12 protein-coding genes are annotated in these 18,579 nt (G+C 47.1%); 5 read left to right on the forward strand and 7 right to left on the reverse strand.

Going from position 1 to position 18,579, the window contains the following annotated elements; genetic code table 11:
- Positions 1-15 precede the first annotated feature (15 nt).
- The 3 genes from DXN04_RS19795 to abc-f form a co-directional block, all read right to left on the reverse strand.
- Positions 16-1,407, reverse strand: coding sequence for a HAMP domain-containing sensor histidine kinase (locus DXN04_RS19795; protein ID WP_116855126.1), 1,392 nt, complete (start codon positions 1,405-1,407; stop codon positions 16-18).
- A 72-nt stretch (positions 1,408-1,479) separates the two neighbouring features.
- On the reverse strand, positions 1,480-2,166 hold the full coding sequence (locus DXN04_RS19800; RefSeq protein WP_116855127.1) for a response regulator transcription factor: 687 nt from the start codon (positions 2,164-2,166) through the stop codon (positions 1,480-1,482).
- 37 nt (positions 2,167-2,203) lie between these two features.
- Complete coding sequence (abc-f, locus tag DXN04_RS19805; RefSeq protein ID WP_116855128.1) at positions 2,204-4,138, reverse strand: ribosomal protection-like ABC-F family protein; 1,935 nt, start codon at positions 4,136-4,138, stop codon at positions 2,204-2,206.
- Positions 4,139-4,249: 111 nt separating this feature from the next.
- Here abc-f and DXN04_RS19810 point away from each other — a divergent pair, with 111 nt between their 5' ends.
- The 5 genes from DXN04_RS19810 (at position 4,250) to DXN04_RS19830 (ending at position 11,547) form a co-directional block, all read left to right on the forward strand.
- Complete coding sequence (locus tag DXN04_RS19810) at positions 4,250-4,819, forward strand: DUF3347 domain-containing protein (RefSeq protein WP_116855129.1); 570 nt, start codon at positions 4,250-4,252, stop codon at positions 4,817-4,819.
- 288 nt (positions 4,820-5,107) lie between these two features.
- Positions 5,108-7,048, forward strand: coding sequence for a threonine--tRNA ligase (gene thrS, locus DXN04_RS19815; RefSeq protein ID WP_116855130.1), 1,941 nt, complete (start codon positions 5,108-5,110; stop codon positions 7,046-7,048).
- A 250-nt stretch (positions 7,049-7,298) separates the two neighbouring features.
- Positions 7,299-8,000: a translation initiation factor IF-3 gene (infC, locus tag DXN04_RS19820; RefSeq protein ID WP_116855131.1), complete on the forward strand. Its 702-nt coding sequence runs from the start codon at positions 7,299-7,301 to the stop codon at positions 7,998-8,000.
- A gap of 138 nt (positions 8,001-8,138) precedes the next feature.
- A complete protein-coding gene (locus tag DXN04_RS19825) occupies positions 8,139-8,537 on the forward strand; it encodes a response regulator (RefSeq protein WP_116855269.1) in 399 nt (132 codons plus the stop codon).
- 13 nt (positions 8,538-8,550) lie between these two features.
- Positions 8,551-11,547 carry an ATP-binding protein gene (locus DXN04_RS19830; protein WP_116855132.1) on the forward strand — a complete coding sequence of 999 codons (2,997 nt, stop codon included), beginning with the start codon at positions 8,551-8,553 and terminating at the stop codon, positions 11,545-11,547.
- A gap of 64 nt (positions 11,548-11,611) precedes the next feature.
- Here DXN04_RS19830 and DXN04_RS19835 read toward each other — a convergent pair whose 3' ends face one another.
- The 4 genes from DXN04_RS19835 to DXN04_RS19850 are packed head-to-tail and all read right to left on the reverse strand — an operon-like array spanning position 11,612 to position 18,560.
- Positions 11,612-12,907 (reverse strand): DUF4302 domain-containing protein, encoded by a 1,296-nt coding sequence (locus tag DXN04_RS19835; protein WP_116855133.1) that lies wholly within the window; start codon positions 12,905-12,907, stop codon positions 11,612-11,614.
- An 11-nt stretch (positions 12,908-12,918) separates the two neighbouring features.
- The gene (locus DXN04_RS19840; RefSeq protein ID WP_233525638.1) at positions 12,919-13,746 is read right to left on the reverse strand and encodes a zinc-binding metallopeptidase; all 828 of its coding nucleotides are present in this window, start codon (positions 13,744-13,746) and stop codon (positions 12,919-12,921) included.
- 19 nt (positions 13,747-13,765) lie between these two features.
- The gene (locus DXN04_RS19845) at positions 13,766-15,202 is read right to left on the reverse strand and encodes a RagB/SusD family nutrient uptake outer membrane protein (protein ID WP_116855135.1); all 1,437 of its coding nucleotides are present in this window, start codon (positions 15,200-15,202) and stop codon (positions 13,766-13,768) included.
- Between the two features lie 19 nt (positions 15,203-15,221).
- Positions 15,222-18,560, reverse strand: a complete 3,339-nt coding sequence (locus DXN04_RS19850; RefSeq protein WP_116855136.1) for a SusC/RagA family TonB-linked outer membrane protein — start codon at positions 18,558-18,560, stop codon at positions 15,222-15,224.
- Positions 18,561-18,579 lie beyond the last annotated feature (19 nt).

The following is an 18,579-nucleotide window of genomic DNA, read 5'->3' on the forward strand; positions in this document are numbered from 1 at the left end:
AGGAAGCTGCCTCATTTAGGCATGGGGCAGGATAACAGTGAATACAGTGCCTTTTCCAGGGGTTGACGAGGCGGAAATATGGCCTTTGTGCAATTGTACAATCTTCTTACAAATAGATAATCCCAGGCCATGTCCACGGGTTTGATGTGCATTGGCACCTCTATAGAAGGGTTCGAATACCTTGTTCAATTCTTCCGGCGCTATACCGATCCCGTTATCTCTTACCTGGATCTGTATATTATGTGTAAAGAAATCGATTGTGACACGCGCTGTATTATCAGTGGAGAATTTAAATGCGTTGTCCAGCAGGTTCAGGAATAATACCTTCAGCAGACTCTCATTGCCCTGTACCACCAGCTCTGTGTCCTGCTCCGGTACTTTCAGGAAACTGATATCTACCTTTGGCCCTTTCTGCGGCTCTCCGGCTACAGGCACATGCTTTAGCTTCACCAGGTTTCCCATTTCGAGCAGCAGCTCATCCATGCGCACCGCGCTGAAGATAAACTTCTGCTGGTTCAGCTCACTCTGGGCCAGCTGCAGCAGGCCATTACTCAGGTCTGAGAGGTTCTCTGCATCTTCCAGTACGGAGGCCAGGATGTCTGCATAGACTTCCTTTGTCCTTTCTTTGGACAGTGCTACCTGGAGCTGGCTGATGATGGATGCCAGCGGGGTTCTCAGCTCATGACTGGCATTGTTTACAAAGCTCTTCTGCAGGTCAAATGCGTCGCTCAGGCGCTGGAGCATTGTATTGAAGTTCGCCCCCAGCTGTGCGATCTCGTCCTTTCCACGAGCTTCCACACTAATACCCTGAAGGTTGTTGGCATTGATGGTTTTTACCTGTTTCACAAGTTTATCAATCGGCTGTACCATCTTGCGGGCAAAGAAATAGCCGATGATGACTAACAGGATCACAGCTACGATAATTTCGATCATCAGGATCCGCTTCAGGTTTTGCAGGTTCTGATAACCGTATTTATCGAAGGAGGAAACGAGTACAATGACAGAGACATTGCCTTCTGTATAATATACGCCGACTAACTCCCCGTTATCACGACCATGGCTATACTCTCCGTATTTTTTAATGTAGTCGAGGAGTGGGCGGGAGGTGCGGATGGCTGTATCCTTCAGGTTAGAATACAGGAGGTCGTAGTTGAGGTTGTATACGAGAATGCTTTCTTTGTAGAGGTCCTGGAAGGTGGTTTTATCCAGTTTGCGCAGCAGGTCCACCTTTACGGTATTGTCTTCTATAATGACGTTGGCGATGGAGCGGGCACGGTATTCCAGGCGGTCGAGATACTCGGCCTGTCTCGATTGTGAAGAGAAGTAATAAGCGAGAATAGCAAAGGTATTCAGCAGGATGATTGCTGAAATAGAGTAGGTAAGTGCTATTTTATATTTGATCTTCACAATGATGTATGCAGGAAAAGCGGGCGCCGGGATTTATTTGTATGAATGCGGTGTAAAAAGTCCTGGTAGAGATTACTCCTCCGCCAGGTAATATCCCATCCCGGTTTTGGTATGCAGCAGTTTATTCTCAAAATCCTTATCGATCTTCTTCCGCAGGAAGTTCATATACACTTCAATCACATTGGTGCCGGTATCGAAATCAATATCCCACACTTTCTCTGCAATAACGAGTTTGGAAATCACCTTTCCCTTGTGCAGGGCCAGGAATTCCAGGAGCTGATATTCCTTCGCTGTGAGAGGTATTTTCTTGCCACTGCGTGTTACTTCTTTCTTCTCCCTGTCGATCTCGAGGTCGGCAATAACAATTTTGTACTGTGAGTTCTGCTGTACCTCGCTACCGGCTCTTTTCAGGAACACACGAATGCGTGCAAGAAGTTCCCTGAAGTCAAACGGCTTGACGAGATAGTCGTCAGCCCCCAGTTCAAAGGCCTGCATCTTGTCTTCCATGCCGCCCAGGGCGGTCAGCATAATAATAGGGATGCGGTTATTGCGGCGACGGATCACTTCGCACACTTCATAACCATTTGCATGGGGCAGGTTGAGATCCAGGATCACCAGGTCGTAATTATTAGACGCACCCAGGCTTTTACCCATACGGCCGTCATAGGCTACATCTACTTCAAAACCATTCTCCTCCAAACCCTTTTTGACGGCGTTGGCTACTTTTATTTCATCTTCGACTACGAGTATACGCTGCATAAGCTGATTTAAGTATGATGCAAACTGAGGGAGCGGATCAACCTTCCAGCTCCATCAGTTTTTCAAATGCCTTTTCATATTCTTCAGTAGCGCTTTTCAGCTCTTTGCTCAGCTGTGTATAGGCTGCCTCCACCTTCTGGAAACGGGCTTTATCAGCATATACCTCCGGATTATTCATTTCTGTTTCCAGGTCTGCCTTCTTTGCATTCAGCTTAGCCAACTGTTCTTCCAGTTGCTGGAATTGCTTCTGCTGTTTCTGGAGTTCCTTTTTCTTATCCTTATCAATAGGCGCTTTAGGTTCCTGTTGTTTTACAACCGGCGCGGCTTCTTTCTTTTGTCCTTTTTCCACTGCGGCCTGTTGTTTCAGTACTTCTGCCTGTCTTCTTTTATGTTCTTCCCATTCTGCATAGGTACCTCTGAATTCTTTGATCTCCCCATCCACGATCTCCCAGATCTTGTTGGCCGTCTGGCTTACAAAGTAACGGTCATGCGATACGAGTACATAGGTACCATCATATTTGGAGAGTGCATCAATCAGCATCTGCACGGAGTTCATATCCAGGTGGTTCGTAGGCTCATCGAGCAGCAGGAAGTTCGCCTGGCTGATGATGGTCTTGGCAAGTGCCACACGTGCTTTTTCACCACCGGAGAGGATGCGGATCTTCTTGTAAACATCATCGCCGGTAAAGAGGAAGCAGCCCAGCAGGGAACGAAGTTCCACTTCCGTACGGCCGCTACCGCAGCTTTTCAGTTCATCGAGGATTTCGCTGTCCAGGTGCAGACTTTCCAGCTGGTGCTGTGCGTAGAAGCTGTCTACCACGTTGTGCCCGGGAATGCGTTCACCTTCCATCTCTTCGGTACCGGCTATCACGCGGAGCAGGGTAGATTTACCCTTACCATTTGCACCGATGAGGGCGATCTTGTCACCACGGTTGATGATAGCACTGGCATTTTCCAGGATGGTGAGGTTGCCGTATTTCTTGGTCACATGTTCCAGGGTACAGATAATCTTACCTGGGGTTTTATCGATCGTGAAGTTGATCCTGATTTTGGAAGGACCGCCATCAACCTGCTCTACTCTTTCCAGCCGGTCCAGGCGTTTCATGGCACTCTGTGCCTGGGCAGCCTTGGAGGCTTTGGCTTTGAATCGCTCGATGAAACGTTCCTGCTGGCGGATGTATTCCTGCTGGTTTTCATAAGATCGTTGCTGCATTTCGCGGCGCATTTCCTTCTCTACTTCATAGTCTTCATAGTTGCCGGAGTAGTGGTGCAGCTGTTGCTGGTACAACTCAACAATCTTGTTCACCATCCGGTCGAGGAAGAAACGGTCGTGCGATACGATGATGACGGCACCATTATAGCTTTGCAGGTATTTTTCCAGCCATTCGATAGAAGGGAGGTCAAGGTGGTTCGTCGGCTCATCGAGCATGAGTACATCCGGCTGCTGCAGGATCAGTTTTGCCAGGAGTACGCGCATGCGCCAGCCTCCGGAGAACTGGCTGTAAGGTCTTTCGAGGTCGGTGGTACTGAAACCGAGACCTTCCAGTACCTGTTCGGTACGGTGTTTCATTTCGTAACCACCGAGGGTTTCGAAAAGATGGAGTTTATCACTGAATTCGATCAGGAGTTCTTCGCTTTGGTTAGTTTCCAGTTCCTGTGTGAGGCGCTCAATGTCTTTTTCCAATTTTATGGCTTCTGCGAAAGCAGTCATGCCTACTTTGAGGATGGATTCGTCGGATTCGAAGCTGAGGAGGTCCTGGTTAAAGAAGCCGAGAGACAGGTTTTTGGCCTTGTTAACGCTACCCTTTGACACGGAATACTCGCCGTTAATAACACGTAATATGGTGGATTTCCCGGTTCCATTCATACCGATTAATCCTACACGGTCGCCTGGAACAATATGCCACGAGGCATTTTCTACAATGGCCCTTGCGCCAAACTCAAAAGTAATGTCCTGAAGTGCTATTAGCATTGCCTAAATTAATTGAAAGGGGCAAAGTTAGTGCTTTTTCATGATCCTTTGTGCCGGGCGCAGGCAAAAGCAATGGTTTCCTTATCTTTGTAAAAAGATACATATAATATTATGAGGTTCATAGCAGCGGCATTATTGGTGATTAGCATAGCGGCATGTCAGTCATCCGGCAGGCAGGAGGCGGAAGAAAAAATAGATAGCACCGTATTACAGGCACCTTATGCCACAGTATTTTACGATTCTTTACAATTGGCCATGGAAAGTTATTATTCCCTGACGGAAGGTTTTACCCAGGCTAATATTACTTATATAGACAAGTACAGTTCTGAGTTGAAACTGCACCTGGATAGTCTGCCACTGAATACTTTACAGATGGATTCAGGACGACTGGCGAATGTGAGAAACCAGGTGACGAGTATGAGTGCAGAGCTGAGTGGGCTGGCAGGTGAGAAGGCGCTTGAAGAGAAAAGGGCCGCATTTGATATGGTATCCGGTTTGTTGTTTGATTTGATTAAGGTGACAGGTGTGAAAGGAAAGACGATTTACCGGCAGTATTGTCCAATGGCGCTGAAGGATGCCGGCGGTTATTGGCTGAGTAATTCCAGTAAAAAGATAAATCCATATTTTGGGAATGATATGCTGGGATGTGTGGAGGTGACAGACAGCCTGAAATTCAATTAGGTCCCTGCAGGAGGGTAAAAGGGTTGGGGCCTTGTTAAACATACATAACCTGTATTTTGGATCTGAAAATAGAAATAAAGCATACCTGCAGGAAGTATTAATGCAGTCCTCCCTGCTACCTTCGTCCCTGTTAATCCGAAGGTCCTGTCAACCATCTTTTAACAGATGCAGAAAAACCCATCAATTTTCTTAACTTCGCAAGCCCAAATGCGGTGTATCAGACAGATATACCTTTTTGGGAACATAAAAACGCAAAACTTAACAGCTGAAGATTAACAGCTCAATCGTATGATCAACATTACATTACCGGATGGCGCAGTTCGTCAGTATGAAGCAGGAGTAACTGCAATGGACATTGCCAAATCCATCAGTGAGGGATTGGCACGCAAAGTATTAGCCGCTAAAGTGAACGGGCAGGTAGTAGATGCCGCCCGCCCTATAACGACGGACAGTACGCTGCAATTGCTGACCTGGTCTGATGCTGAAGGTAAATCAACCATGTGGCACTCTTCCGCCCACCTGATGGCCGAAGCGCTGGAATCACTTTATCCGGGCGTAAAGTTCGGTTATGGCCCCGCCATTGAAGGCGGTTTTTACTACGATATCGACCTTGGTGGCCGTACTATTTCCGACGAAGATCTGCGTAAGATAGAAACGAAAATGAACGAACTGGCAAAAGCCAATAACGTTTACGATCGTAAAGAAGTCAGCAAAGTAGAAGCACTCGAATACTTCACCAAAAAAGGTGACGAATATAAAATAGAGACCATCAATGAGCTGGAGGATGGTAAAATTACCTTTTATACCCAGGGTAATTTCACTGACCTGTGCCGTGGCCCACACATTCCAAGTACCGGTTTTATCAAAGCGATCAAGCTGACAAATATCGCTGGTGCCTACTGGAGAGGTAATGAAAAGAACAAGATGCTCACCCGCATCTATGGTGTCACTTTCCCTAACCAGAAAGAACTGGACGAGCACCTGTTCCTCCTGGAAGAAGCAAAGAAACGTGACCACCGTAAACTGGGTAAGGAACTGGAACTCTTCACCTTCTCTGAAAAAGTAGGTTTAGGACTGCCTTTATGGCTGCCAAAAGGTGCATTACTCCGCGAAAGACTGCAGGCTTTCCTGCAAAAAGCGCAGCTTGACCTGGGTTACCTCCCTGTTGTGACACCACATATTGGTAATGTGAACCTGTACAAGACATCCGGTCACTATGAGAAATATGGTAAAGACAGTTTCCAGACCATCCACACCCCGGAGGAAGGAGAGGAGTTCATGCTGAAACCAATGAACTGTCCGCACCACTGTGAAATCTACAAGGCGAGTCCAAAAAGCTATAAAGACCTGCCGGTTCGCTTTGCGGAATTCGGTACAGTTTATCGCTACGAACAGCATGGAGAGCTCCATGGTCTGACCCGTGTTCGTGGATTTACCCAGGATGATGCACACTTGTTCTGCCGTCCTGACCAGGTGAAGGAAGAGTTCATGAAAGTGATCGACCTGGTATTATACGTATTTAACAGTCTGAGCTTTACAGAATATACTGCCCAGATCTCCCTGCGTCACCAGACTGACAGAGACAAGTACATCGGTACAGAGGAAAACTGGAACCTGGCGGAACAGGCGATCATCGAAGCAGCTGCTGAGAAAGGTCTGAATACTGTAACAGAATATGATGAAGCAGCGTTCTATGGTCCTAAACTGGACTTCATGGTGAAGGATGCCCTGGGCCGTAAATGGCAGCTGGGTACCATCCAGGTGGATTACAACCTGCCTGAGCGCTTTGAACTGGAATATATCGGTGCAGACAACCAGCGTCACCGTCCTGTAATGATTCACCGTGCGCCATTTGGCTCCCTGGAAAGGTTCATTGCGGTATTGATCGAACACTGCGGTGGTAAATTCCCGCTGTGGCTGACACCTACCCAGGTGAAAATCCTGCCAATTAGTGACAAGAGCCAGGCATATGCAGAAAAAGTGGCAGAATTGTTAAAAAATGCGGAAATTAGAGCAGAAATTGACGACCGGAGTGAAAAGATTGGTAAGAAGATCAGGGAAACCGAGCTCGCCAAAGTTCCTTATATGCTCGTACTGGGTGAAAAAGAAGCTGCTGACAATAAGGTAGCAGTACGCAGACAGGCCAAGGGAGACCTCGGAGCCATGGATCTCGAACAATTCATCTCACTGGTTCAGGAAGAAGTAACAAACAGAAAATCTTTTGAATAACATTCCTTAAAGTACAAAGTTCTTGTATCAACCCTCTTTTTTGAGGGTTGATACTTCGAAAAATATAGAAATATATTTTTAACTAATTGAACTTTTGTATTTTCGGGTACGTTAATTGCTAAAGAGTCTATTAACAATAAAAGGTCGGTTCATAGCTAATATCAATTATTTAAAGCAAAACAATCGGTAGCTGTGCCGGCTCATGCTAAACATTATAGACAATTATTAATTTGAAATTTTATTTTTTTTAATGCAGCAAGGACCCAGACCAAATTTTAACAGGGGCGGAAGAAACCCCAATTTTCGTAGAGAACAACAGCAAGAGCACCGCACAAACAGAATGATCCGCGTTCCTGAAGTGCGATTAGTGGGAGAGAACATTGAAGTAGGTGTGTACCGCACGGACGAAGCGCTGCGGATGGCCGAAGAACAGGGACTGGACCTGGTTGAAATATCTCCGAATGCCGCTCCTCCTGTCTGCCGCATCATTGACTATAATAAATTCCTTTACGAGAAGAAGAAGAAGGAAAAGGAAATGAAGGCGAATGCGCACAAAAGCGAAGTGAAAGAAATTCGCTTTACGCCTAATACCGATGACCATGACTTCGACTTCAAGGCCAAACATGCGGAAAAATTCCTCAAAGACGGTAATAAAGTAAAAACATATGTGCAGTTCAAGGGCCGTGCTATCATGTTCAAAGAACGTGGTGAGCTGATCCTCCTGAAATTTGCAGAAAGACTTGCAGAAGTAGGTGCACTGGAAGGTATGCCTACCATGGAAGGTAAACGTATGATCGCTATCTTCGCCCCTAAATCCGCGAAGAAAAAGCCAAGTGGTCCTAAAGAAGCGAAGGAAGATCGTGCTCCAAGAGAAGATCGTCCACAGCAGCCAAGAGAACCACGTCCTGCAGCTCCTGCAGCATCACCGGCTCCTGAGAACAAACCAGAATAATCACTGGTGTATAATATTGAAAAGACCCGAAGTCAATGGCTTCGGGTCTTTTTGCATGAACATAGGGGAAGATTTAGGTATTACTTTTGATATTTACCTGCATATAAAAACTGTATATTGGGTAAGCTTAAAGACAATATGGAGGATAGGATAATTTGTTTTTTAATTGACGATGACGACGATGACCAGGAGATCTTTTCCCTGGCACTTAGCAACATCGATGATAACATCCATTGCATTACTGCCAACGATGGTATAGATGCCCTGATAAGGTTAAACAAAGAAGATGCGTTTACGCCAAACTTCATCTTCCTTGACCTGAATATGGTTCGCATGAATGGACGGGAATGCCTGTCGGAAATCCGCAAGATTCCCAGGCTGGATAATATTCCCGTAATTATCTATTCTACTTCATCCGAACAACGTGACATTTTGGAAACCAAACATCTCGGTGCGGCCGATTACATTGTTAAACCACCCAGTATGGCCCTGCTTGAGAAAAGATTGGAGCAAGTTTTGAGAGGGTATCATACCTGATTTCAGCATTTATATGGAACTGACCAATACCGTTGTCCCGGAATTCCTCACCGGTGGTGGGGAGATGGGTGCTTTGATTCGCTCCCATGACTGGGCATCAACCCCATTAGGCTCTTTTGAAAAATGGCCACAAAGTTTGAAAACCTGCGTACGCATCATTCTCACGTCAAGCCAACCCATGTTCGTGTGGTGGGGACCGGAGCTGATTAACCTGTACAATGATCCTTACAGATCCATCCTTGGAGGTAAACACCCCAATGTACTTGGCATGCCTGCCGCCGAAGTATGGAAAGAAATCTGGGATGATGTAGGGCCCAGGGCCACTACCTGTATGGAAAAGAATATCGGCACTTATGACGAAGCCATGCTCCTGATCATGGAACGCAACGGCTACCCGGAAGAGACCTATTACACCTTTTCATACAGTCCAATCCCAGGTGATTCCGGTGGTACCAACGGGATTATTTGTGCCAATACAGACGATACGCTCCGCATCACAGGCGAACGACAACTACGTACCTTAAGAGATTTGGGCAGGACAAACACGGAGAATACCTCCGATGCGGCCGTCTTTGAACATACCATTCATGTGCTTAAAGAGAACCCTCACGACTTCCCGTTTGCCTGTATTTACCAGTTAGGTACAGAAAGTAATACCGCTATCCAGGTGGGAAGCACCCTGGAAAACGTATTACCGGCCCGGCTAAACCTGGATACAGCAGCCGCCGATTACTGGAAATTCCAGGAAGCCATTTCGTTTAATAAAACACTGGTTATCAGCAGCGTCATAGAAGGCTTTGGCAATTTACCTTCAGGTGCATGGGCTCGCTCGCCCGACAATGCGCTGGTGATTCCTGTCAATGCTGCTCAGTCAAAAGTAAGTGCCCTGCTGATCGTTGGACTAAATCCGCACCGACAACTGGACGATAAATACAGCAGCTTTTTTCAGCTCATCGCTGACCAATTGGGAAGCAGTTTGGCGAACGTATACGCATATGAAGAAGCCCGCAGGAGAGCCGAAGCTCTTATCGAAATCGACAGGGCTAAAACCGCTTTCTTCAACAACATCAGTCATGAGTTCCGGACACCGCTTACACTCATGCTGGGACCCCTGGAAGAATTACTGGCTGGAGACACTTCAGCATTTTCGACGAAACAACGTGCTGACCTGGAGATTACCCAAAGGAACGCTAATCGCCTTCTGAAGCTGGTAAATACCCTGCTGGATTTCAGCCGGATCGAAGCCAAAAAAGCCCATGCCCAGTACTTCCCTGTGGACCTTGCCAATGTGACGACAGACCTGGCGGGTAGTTTCCGCTCCGCCATTGAGCATGCCGGTATGGAACTGGAGGTCGATTGCCGGCCACTCCAGGAAACAGCTTATGTGGATAGGGATATGTGGGAGAAGATCGTTCTCAACCTGCTTTCAAATGCATTTAAATACACCCTGAAAGGCACCATTTCAGTGTCTTTGCGGGAAGAAGATAATAAGGCCGTCTTAAGGGTAAAGGATACCGGCATTGGTATCCCTGCGGAGGAATTGCCCCATATGTTCGAACGCTTTCACAGGGTTAAGCAAAGTGGTGGGCGCAGCTTTGAAGGCACCGGTATCGGCCTCTCTTTAGTCAAGGAACTGGTATTGCTGCATGAAGGCACTATTACAGTGGAGAGTGAGGCTGGCAAGGGTAGTACCTTTACAGTGAGCATCCCCCTGGGCGCTGATCACCTGCCTGCAGCCCAGGTCAGCATGTATGACAACAGTGATTACTTCTCCCTGTTGCCGGAATCATTTGCACAGGAGGCCGCGCATCAAATTGAAATTGAACCTGTTTATAATGGAGAAATTGCCGATAGTGATAAACCCCTGATTCTCGTTGTAGATGACAATGCGGATATGCGGGACTATCTTCAGCGCCTGCTACAACACTATTATGTAGTCGATATAGCTGCTAATGGAAAACTTGCCCTGGAACGAATCCGGCAGCAGGTGCCGGAGCTTGTGATCAGCGATGTGATGATGCCTGAAATGGACGGGGTGGCACTGCTGAATCACCTGAAAAATGATCCCCAGACTTCAGCCATTCCCATCATCCTGCTATCTGCCAGGGCCGGGGAGGAAGCCAAAATTGCCGGTTATGATGTAGGTGCAGATGATTATCTCGTCAAACCCTTTTCAGCTAAAGAATTATTAGCAAGGGTACGGGTACAGATCCGGATTACCCGCCTGCACCGCCACGCTGTGGAAATATTGCAGCAAAGTGCCCAGGAGCTGGAGCAGAAAGTCGATGAACGTACGGCGGAATTGTTAAGAAAAAATAACGAATTAGAACAATTTGCGTATATCGCCAGTCATGACCTGCAGGAACCCCTGCGAAAAATCAGGACCTTCTCGGAATTATTGCAGAAAAGTATGCAGGGTACGGGAACACAGGCAAATCATTACTTCGAGAAAATTCAGTCTTCTGCTGCCCGCATGACAGCCCTGATCAAAGACGTTTTGGAATATTCCCGGCTTTCAAACCCGGATGCCCGGTTTGTAGATACAGATTTGCAGGCTATCCTGAAAAATACCCTGACGGATTTTGAATTACTGATCGAACAAAAAGGTGCATTGGTACAATCAGATGCCTTGCCTGTAGTAAGGGGTATTCCTTTGCAACTACAGCAATTATTTACAAACCTGATTGGAAATTCACTGAAGTTCTGTGACAAAAAACCTGTGATTAAAATTACCGGGTGTACCGTGCCTGAAGAGGAGATACCGGAGGAGTTATCGAAGGATCAAGCCTACATCAAACTCATTTTCCAGGATAATGGTATCGGGTTCGAGCAGCAATTCTCCGATCGTATCTTTACTATCTTTCAACGCCTGAACGAAAAGAAAGCATATGCTGGTACCGGCATCGGGCTGGCACTTTGTAAAAAGATCGCAGAGAACCATCATGGGCTAATCCGGGCGGACGCTGAATTAGGGAAAGGTGCGTCATTTACTGTCTACTTACCAAAATAGAAAGAGGTTGGATCAAAAGTAATATGAGCATTCATAATTACTTTTGATCCAACCTCTTTATTTATTATTCAAGGTAACCTGTGAAATAAAATTCTGTGTCCTCCACACTTTTCAACTGTCCCAAAGTTCCCTCAAAGAAGTCCATCGTAAAATGATCATTTTCCAGGTGATCCCGTAAGGGGGCCATATCTGTTGCAATCAGTGAGGCATTCCCCTGGTAAGCCTGTTCCGTAAAATCAAATACCCCTGCAGCTGTCTTGGTATATGTATACGGATACTCTGCCAGGTACAGGCGGTTATTCTGTATTATGTATACGTCCAGGAACAGCACTTCCTGTTCAGGATCGAAAGTAAAGTAAGTGTAATACAGGGTCAGACCATAATTGCCGCTCTTTAAAGAAGCCGCGATTGACTTCCACATATTCGTAAAATCAGTAGACCAGCCCGGGATGGCCTGTGGCGGCACTACAATAGATGTGAAGCTCACGCCGAGCAACTGGTGCATCGGGATGATTGAATTGTCCGATACCTGTACATCCACCCGGCTTCCGTTAATTTCCACATAAAATACCTGGTTATCAGCATCCCAGAACACCTCATTGAAGGTGTAGCTGCCATAGGTAATGGGCGTTTGCAGGTACAAACCATCCGTAGTATAATAATACGCTGCAGAAATGAGCTGTACCTTGCCTGCATCATCCAGGTAAATCAGGGTGAAGTTTTTCGTAGCCGTATTGATGCTCACCTGCAATTTCTTACCATCAGCAAATTGTAAATACTGCCAGGGGAAATCCGCGATCGTATTTTCAATATCCGCCAGTTGTTCGCCAAACTGACCGGATGTATAAGCGTCGTGTTCCGCCTTCGTTGCCTTTACCAGGATCATTTTGGTATTGTATGCAATGCCGGTTAGTTTGATAGTATCATCCGCAACGCTATCTATTGAGTATTCGAAGTCTACACTGTATCCCTGGCCGGTGACACCTCCATACACGTTAGGATCCGGATCAGACAGCAGGTGCAGGTAGGAGTAGGTATCAAATAAGAGCGAGGGGCGTTGCATAGCCTTGAGCCGGTAGGTACTATTTTCCGGGGTGCCGGCAGCATCATTAGTAACATCGCCGTACATGGTGACCCTGCCTGCGGTATCGAAGGTAAAGAAGAAACTGTAACCGCCTCCGGCCGGAGGGAACATGGACGTTTTCCATCCATACTCAGCCCCGGTCAGGCGGGTTTTATAATCAGCCAGAGCCTTTTCTAATCGCTGATCCGGTGTTTCTCCAAAGATAGAGGTCGTTTTATCTTTGCGGCAGCTCAGCAGGCATGCCAGCAAAAGGATATATATAATATGTCTACGCATGGTGAGCTGTGTTAAAGGTTATCAATAGCATTTTGTACCCGGGTCTGCAAACTGTAGAAGTCAATATTCCAGCTCTCCTTGAAGTACCGGACTACAATTTCTTCTTTCTGTCTTAGTTTGGCAGCACCATCATCCGGGGCACTATCCACGATTTCATCAAAACCATCTTTGCCTTCTACAAGCATGGTCGATACCATTTCTACGAAGTCCTCATCCGGGGCACTGCGTGCATATTGGGTCACAAAGCCTTTAGCAAGTGCTTCATCCAGCGAGTAGTCATTCCAGCTACCGGTATAACCAGTAGAAATTGTTTTAAACTCAACAGGATACATGATTGTCTGATGCAGGATGTGTGCAAACTCATGATGGATGGTATGCAACATTTCCCTTACACCAGGTTTGTCATCCAGGCTGAAGGCATTCAGTGCAAAGAGCACCACTTTACGGCCGCCTTCTGCGGTACCTAATGTAATGGTGTTATTGGTATTGTATTGCGGACTACCAACCAGTACAAACTGCTTCTGGCAATACTTCTTAAAGAAAGTAGCACCGGCTTCGTCGATGTAGGGCTGTACCCATGTTTTGGAGATGGTCGTCATCACGGGTGTGACCTGCGATTCCAATATAGGTACCAGGTCCTTGTTCAGTGACAGTTCATAGCGGTCAAACCGGTATTTCACTTCTATATTATATGGATAGACAAAATTTGAATCCAGCCAGAAATCCAGTGGTCCTTTATCCCAGGTTTCGCCACCGAGTCCCGGCAGGTCTGTATCCAGGTGTTCCTTTTTGGAACAGGCCATGAGCACCATGAGCAGTAATATAGGCAAGTATTTCATGTTCATTTTTTTTAAGCGGTTAACGGGGATTTTGTTCAAGACCTGAAAGCTTTACTTCCTGGGGTAACTGAAACAGTCTGCGCAGGTCATCACCTGTGAGGGTCTCACCACTATGGGTGACAGGAATGTGATAGCGCAGTATATCGAACCAGCGCATGCCCTCCTGCATGAACTCTGCCTGCTTAAAATCGAGTAAAGTGTAGATTAGTCCTGTTTTCACATCGGTAGTACCATAAAAGTTTGCCAGCTTGGTATTGGTGATCCGGTTGCTGGTGGTATAACCATCTATGCGCATGCTGGCATAGTCATTCAAATCCTGCTTGGCCGCATCATAATTACCAAGGTAGATGTTGGCTTCAGCCCTGTTGAACAGTACCTCCTCTGCTGTGAAGAGCGGGAAGATGGTATAGGGTACGCCAATATCTGCATTGGCACTGGAGCGAACAAAATGTTCCCTGAACTTCAGGATCTCCCAGTTGTCAGTATTATCACCAATGTAGTAGAGCGGTTGTACCCAGGTAGCACCCGTTACATTGGTATACCTGTAGATGCTGTATACCAGATCTGTTTGCAGGCCGTAACGGTATTGTGCCACATTGCGGGCCCAGATAGAAGGTGCTTCTACCAGCAGGAGATTGGCAGGCTCAGTGGCATTGGTATATAGGGCCAGCGCCTGGGCAGCTGTCAGGTTCTGGTACACCGTTACCCACTGACGCAGATTGCTTTTATTGTTACCTCCTGGAAATACATTGGCAGCGTAGGTAAGCACTTTCTGATAATCTTTTTTGAAGAGGTAAAAGCGGGTGGCAAAGGCATTGGCAGCCGCAGTAGTGAAATGGTATTTGGGTACTTTATAACTCGTGTTTTTGATCAATGGTAATCCTTCGGTAAGATCCTTTTCGATCTGCTCGTATACATAAGCGACAGTCTTACGTTCGTATTGCTGAATCACTACATTTTCAGGACTGGTTACGTAGGGAATACCGGGATCCTGTGCAGCAGTAGCAGCATCATACACTTTGGAGAAGAGGGTCACCAACATAAAATGGGAGTATGCTCTTGCCACGAGAGCTTCCCCTTTTTGCGCGCTGTAGTCAGCCGGGTTCTCTGCATTATCGATGGCCTGTAATGCCTGGTTGCAGGCTGCGATGGCCTTATAGCAATTATTCCAGTAATAGGTAGGAGAGCCCTCTGTCTTATCGATGACATCTCTGAAATAATAAGGATTGGTATTGATCTCCAGGGATACTGTACCACCGGTACCTTTGTCCGCAGCATTATCAGAAGCGGCTTCTGTGAAGGTAGCATAATCTGCCTGCGGATATGCGGTACCAAGCAGCTCCGCTACTTTCTCTACACTGTTCAATTGTGTACGCTGATCCGGTGCCTGCTCCAGGTACTTTTTACACCCGCTGCCGGCAAGTAATATGAGTAATAAGATATGATGCTTTTTCATGAATGCGTGTTTTAGAGGGTTACAGACTGGCCTTTACTGAAAGGGTGAACTGACGTGGTATTGGCAATGCCACACCACCAGCATTAAAGAATTCAGGGTCCTGTCCATTCAGCCGTTTATCAGAATAAATAAGCCAGAGGTTATTGGCTACCAGGCTTACCGAAAGGTTATTGAAACCTTTTGGTTTGAATCCATAAGTCAGGGATACCTGTTTCAGGCGAATAAAACTGCCGTCTGCCACACGTACTGTAGAGTAGTTATAATTATTATATGGGTATACACCATCCAGCAATGATTCGCCGTACTTATCCAGGATGCTGGGTACATTAGTACGGGATTCATCACCTGGCAAAGTCCACCTGTTGATGAAGTCATTGGAGCTGGCATCGAGATCGGTGTACTGTTGTTTGAACCCGGGGTTCAGGCGGATTTTATTGCCTGTGCTGTACGTCACCAGGGCAGAGAGTGAGAAGGCTTTATAGCGCAGGGTATTGTACCAGCCACCGGTAAGTGTAGGATCTACAGGGCCGTCATAATGGAGGTTTTGCACCTTGTCACTTTGCAGGTATACGTTGTTGCTCTTGCTGCCATCTTCGTTAATAAATAATGGCGTACCATCTTTTGGATTCAGGCCTGCAAATGGAATAGAGTAGAGTCCTCTTACAGGATGGCCCTGGGTAGCACCGCCTTCGGCTACGACCAGGTCCCAGATAATGGGATTGTTTTCCAGGCGGGTGATTTTCCCTTTATTGTACCCCAGGGTAAGTTGGGTACGAAGTGCCCAGTCCCTGTCATTCACAATTTTATAGGCGGCAGTTGCTTCCACCCCTTTAGAATGCATGTCGCCATAGTTGGCAATTTTAATCTCTTCACCACCGATGCCGGATGTACGGATAGGACCGATGAGGTCAAAGCCCTGGCGGATATAACCATCCAGCGTGAGGGTCAGCCTGTCCTGGAACATGCCTAAATCTATGCCCACATTCGTCTCATATTGCTTCTCCCAGGTGAGCTGTGAATTCTCTAAGCTCTGGATGTAAATCACTGATTCTACTTCGGATAGATAAGGTCTGTTGGTACTCCTGTTTTGCAATACTACGCTGGAATTTCGCGCATTCCCCATACTTCCTGTCAGCCCATAGGTCGCTCTCAGGGTAAGGCGGTTTATATTGTTGAGTGATTGCATAAAGTCTTCCGTATCGAGATTCCAGGAGCCACTCACATTCCAGGTAGGCAGCCAGCGGGCGGTTCTGGATTCCCCCAGGAGGTTGGAACCATCGTAGCGCAGGCTTGCATTGAAATTGTATTTACCCCTGTACGAATAGGCGGCGTTTGCAAGGTAGGCGAGGTAACGATCATAGTTCATCGTCATGCTGTAGTAGTTGAAGTTGTTCTCCACATTCTGCTTGATGATGTTGGGATCGATATAGGGCACACCTCCTTTGTCAAACTGGTAGCCGTAGCCGTCAAACTGTTTATTCTGCCTGTTGGCGTAGCGCAATTCCTGGGAACCGAGCAGGTTCAGGGTATGTGTATTATTCCAGGTCTTATTCCATTCTAATGTGTTCCTGTAATAATAGCTCACGAGGTAATCATCATCAGTAGAATAGATCCCGCCATAGGGGAGCACGACGATTGCTTCTGCATCAGGATTATCGGGGTCTTTATATAAGAAGCGGTTCCTGTCCCTGATGGTGGCATCGCCAGCAGCGCGGTATGCCATGGGCATATTGGAGTTCTCCTTTACTTTATGTTCCTGGCTGCTTTTTACATAGCGGATATTGCCGAGGAAGGTATACTTTAGGTTTGGCAGGATCTTATAGGAAAACTCGCCTTGCAATTTCAGATCCAGCTGGCTTACATCGATGTAATTGTTTGCCATTTCATTGAGGATGTTGAAAGGAGCGAAGTTGCGTGTAAAGTATTCCAGGTGTCCCTGTTCATCATAGGCCGTGAGTGTCCGGCTGGTGTTCAGGGCGTAGCTGTACGGGTTGATGTCGAAGTCGCGGTCAAACTGTCCGCTCACAGGGTTACTGTTCCTGTTCAGGCTACCCGGTACTCTTTGATCGCGGATCACGCCCTGGGTGATGAAGCCGAAGGAGACCTTGTCATTGAAGTTATAATTGGCTCTTACATTGCCGGTGAAGCGTTTCAGCTTATCCGCCGGGGTCCATCCGCCATCCTGGAGGAAGCTGGTGGATACATAGAGTTGCGAACGATCTGTACCGGAGGAGATGCTGACAGAGTGCTCCTGCATAAAGGAGTTTTTGAAGAGATGGTCGAACCAGTCGGTGTTGGCACCGGCATACCTTTGCAGAAATGCCTTACGGGCTTCAGGGGTATTGGCCAGTCCGAATTGTCCTTTGGTTTCGTCGTAAGTATCAATCAGGTTGTACATCTTGGTGTACACACCGCCGTTTTCAGCACGGGTGGCATCCGAGTGGTTGAGCCAGCCTTTGCGTTCCAGTTCCGTGTAGACGGACATCTGGTCTGCGGAGTTCATGATGTCAAACTGATCATATGTTGGTTTCAGGTAAGTGGAGAAGTTGCCTGTGTAGGAAACTACCGGCTTGCCTACACGACCTTTCTTGGTAGTGATCACGACCACGCCGTTCATGGCTCTTGCACCATAAAGTGCGGTAGCGGCGGCATCTTTCAGGATCTGAAAGCTTTCGATGTCATCGGAGTTCAGACCAGCCACAGAAGAACCGAGCAGGGTAGAAGGGTTCCCGGTTGAAAGCTGCTCATTGCTTACATTGATCACATCTTCGAGTACCACGCCGTCTACTACCCAGAGGGGTTTGTTATCGCCGGTAATACTGGTAGCACCACGGATGCGGATCTTGGGAGCGGCACCAAAGGTACCGGATACATTCTGGACGCTTACACCGGCTACCTGGCCTTCGAGCATGCGGCTTACATCGGCGATACCATCGCGTTTGATATCAGCGGCTTTCACAGAAGTAGCGGCCCCGGTGAAAAGTTTGCGGTCGATAGTCTGGTAACCGGTGACCACCACCTCGCCCAGCCTGCTGACATCTTCTTCCATTGTTACATTGATCACCGCCTGTGCGGCACGGGTGACAGATTTGTAACCGACCATGGAAAAAATAATGGTAGCACCTGGCTTTACTTTGAGTTTGTAGGTACCTTCCAGGTTTGTCATAGTACCATTTTTTGTGCCTTGCTCTATTACACTGATACCGGGTGCTGTGGCGCTAAGGCCATTCTTGTCGAGTAATCGGACCACCCCGGTAATGACTATATCAGCGGGTTGTTGGAATGCGTGCACAGGATACATGCATATGCTGCAAAATAGCAGGCATAGCCATGCGAATTTTGGGTTGAAATTCATCATTATTACGATTTTGGTTGGG

The sequence above is a fragment of the Chitinophaga silvisoli genome (assembly GCF_003412465.1).
Classification (GTDB): domain Bacteria; phylum Bacteroidota; class Bacteroidia; order Chitinophagales; family Chitinophagaceae; genus Chitinophaga; species Chitinophaga silvisoli.

Bases quoted from the DNA above. Each gene is read 5' to 3' on its own strand.
- DXN04_RS19800 (WP_116855127.1), bottom strand. From the start codon at position 2,166: ATGCAGCGTATACTCGTAGTCGAAGATGAAATAAAAGTAGCCAACGCC.
- abc-f (WP_116855128.1), bottom strand. From the start codon at position 4,138: ATGCTAATAGCACTTCAGGACATTACTTTTGAGTTTGGCGCAAGGGCC.
- DXN04_RS19810 (WP_116855129.1), top strand. From the start codon at position 4,250: ATGAGGTTCATAGCAGCGGCATTATTGGTGATTAGCATAGCGGCATGT.
- thrS (WP_116855130.1), top strand. From the start codon at position 5,108: ATGATCAACATTACATTACCGGATGGCGCAGTTCGTCAGTATGAAGCA.
- infC (WP_116855131.1), top strand. From the start codon at position 7,299: ATGCAGCAAGGACCCAGACCAAATTTTAACAGGGGCGGAAGAAACCCC.
- DXN04_RS19825 (WP_116855269.1), top strand. From the start codon at position 8,139: ATGGAGGATAGGATAATTTGTTTTTTAATTGACGATGACGACGATGAC.
- DXN04_RS19830 (WP_116855132.1), top strand. From the start codon at position 8,551: ATGGAACTGACCAATACCGTTGTCCCGGAATTCCTCACCGGTGGTGGG.
- DXN04_RS19835 (WP_116855133.1), bottom strand. From the start codon at position 12,907: ATGCGTAGACATATTATATATATCCTTTTGCTGGCATGCCTGCTGAGC.
- DXN04_RS19840 (WP_233525638.1), bottom strand. From the start codon at position 13,746: ATGAAATACTTGCCTATATTACTGCTCATGGTGCTCATGGCCTGTTCC.
- DXN04_RS19845 (WP_116855135.1), bottom strand. From the start codon at position 15,202: ATGAAAAAGCATCATATCTTATTACTCATATTACTTGCCGGCAGCGGG.
- DXN04_RS19850 (WP_116855136.1), bottom strand. From the start codon at position 18,560: ATGATGAATTTCAACCCAAAATTCGCATGGCTATGCCTGCTATTTTGC.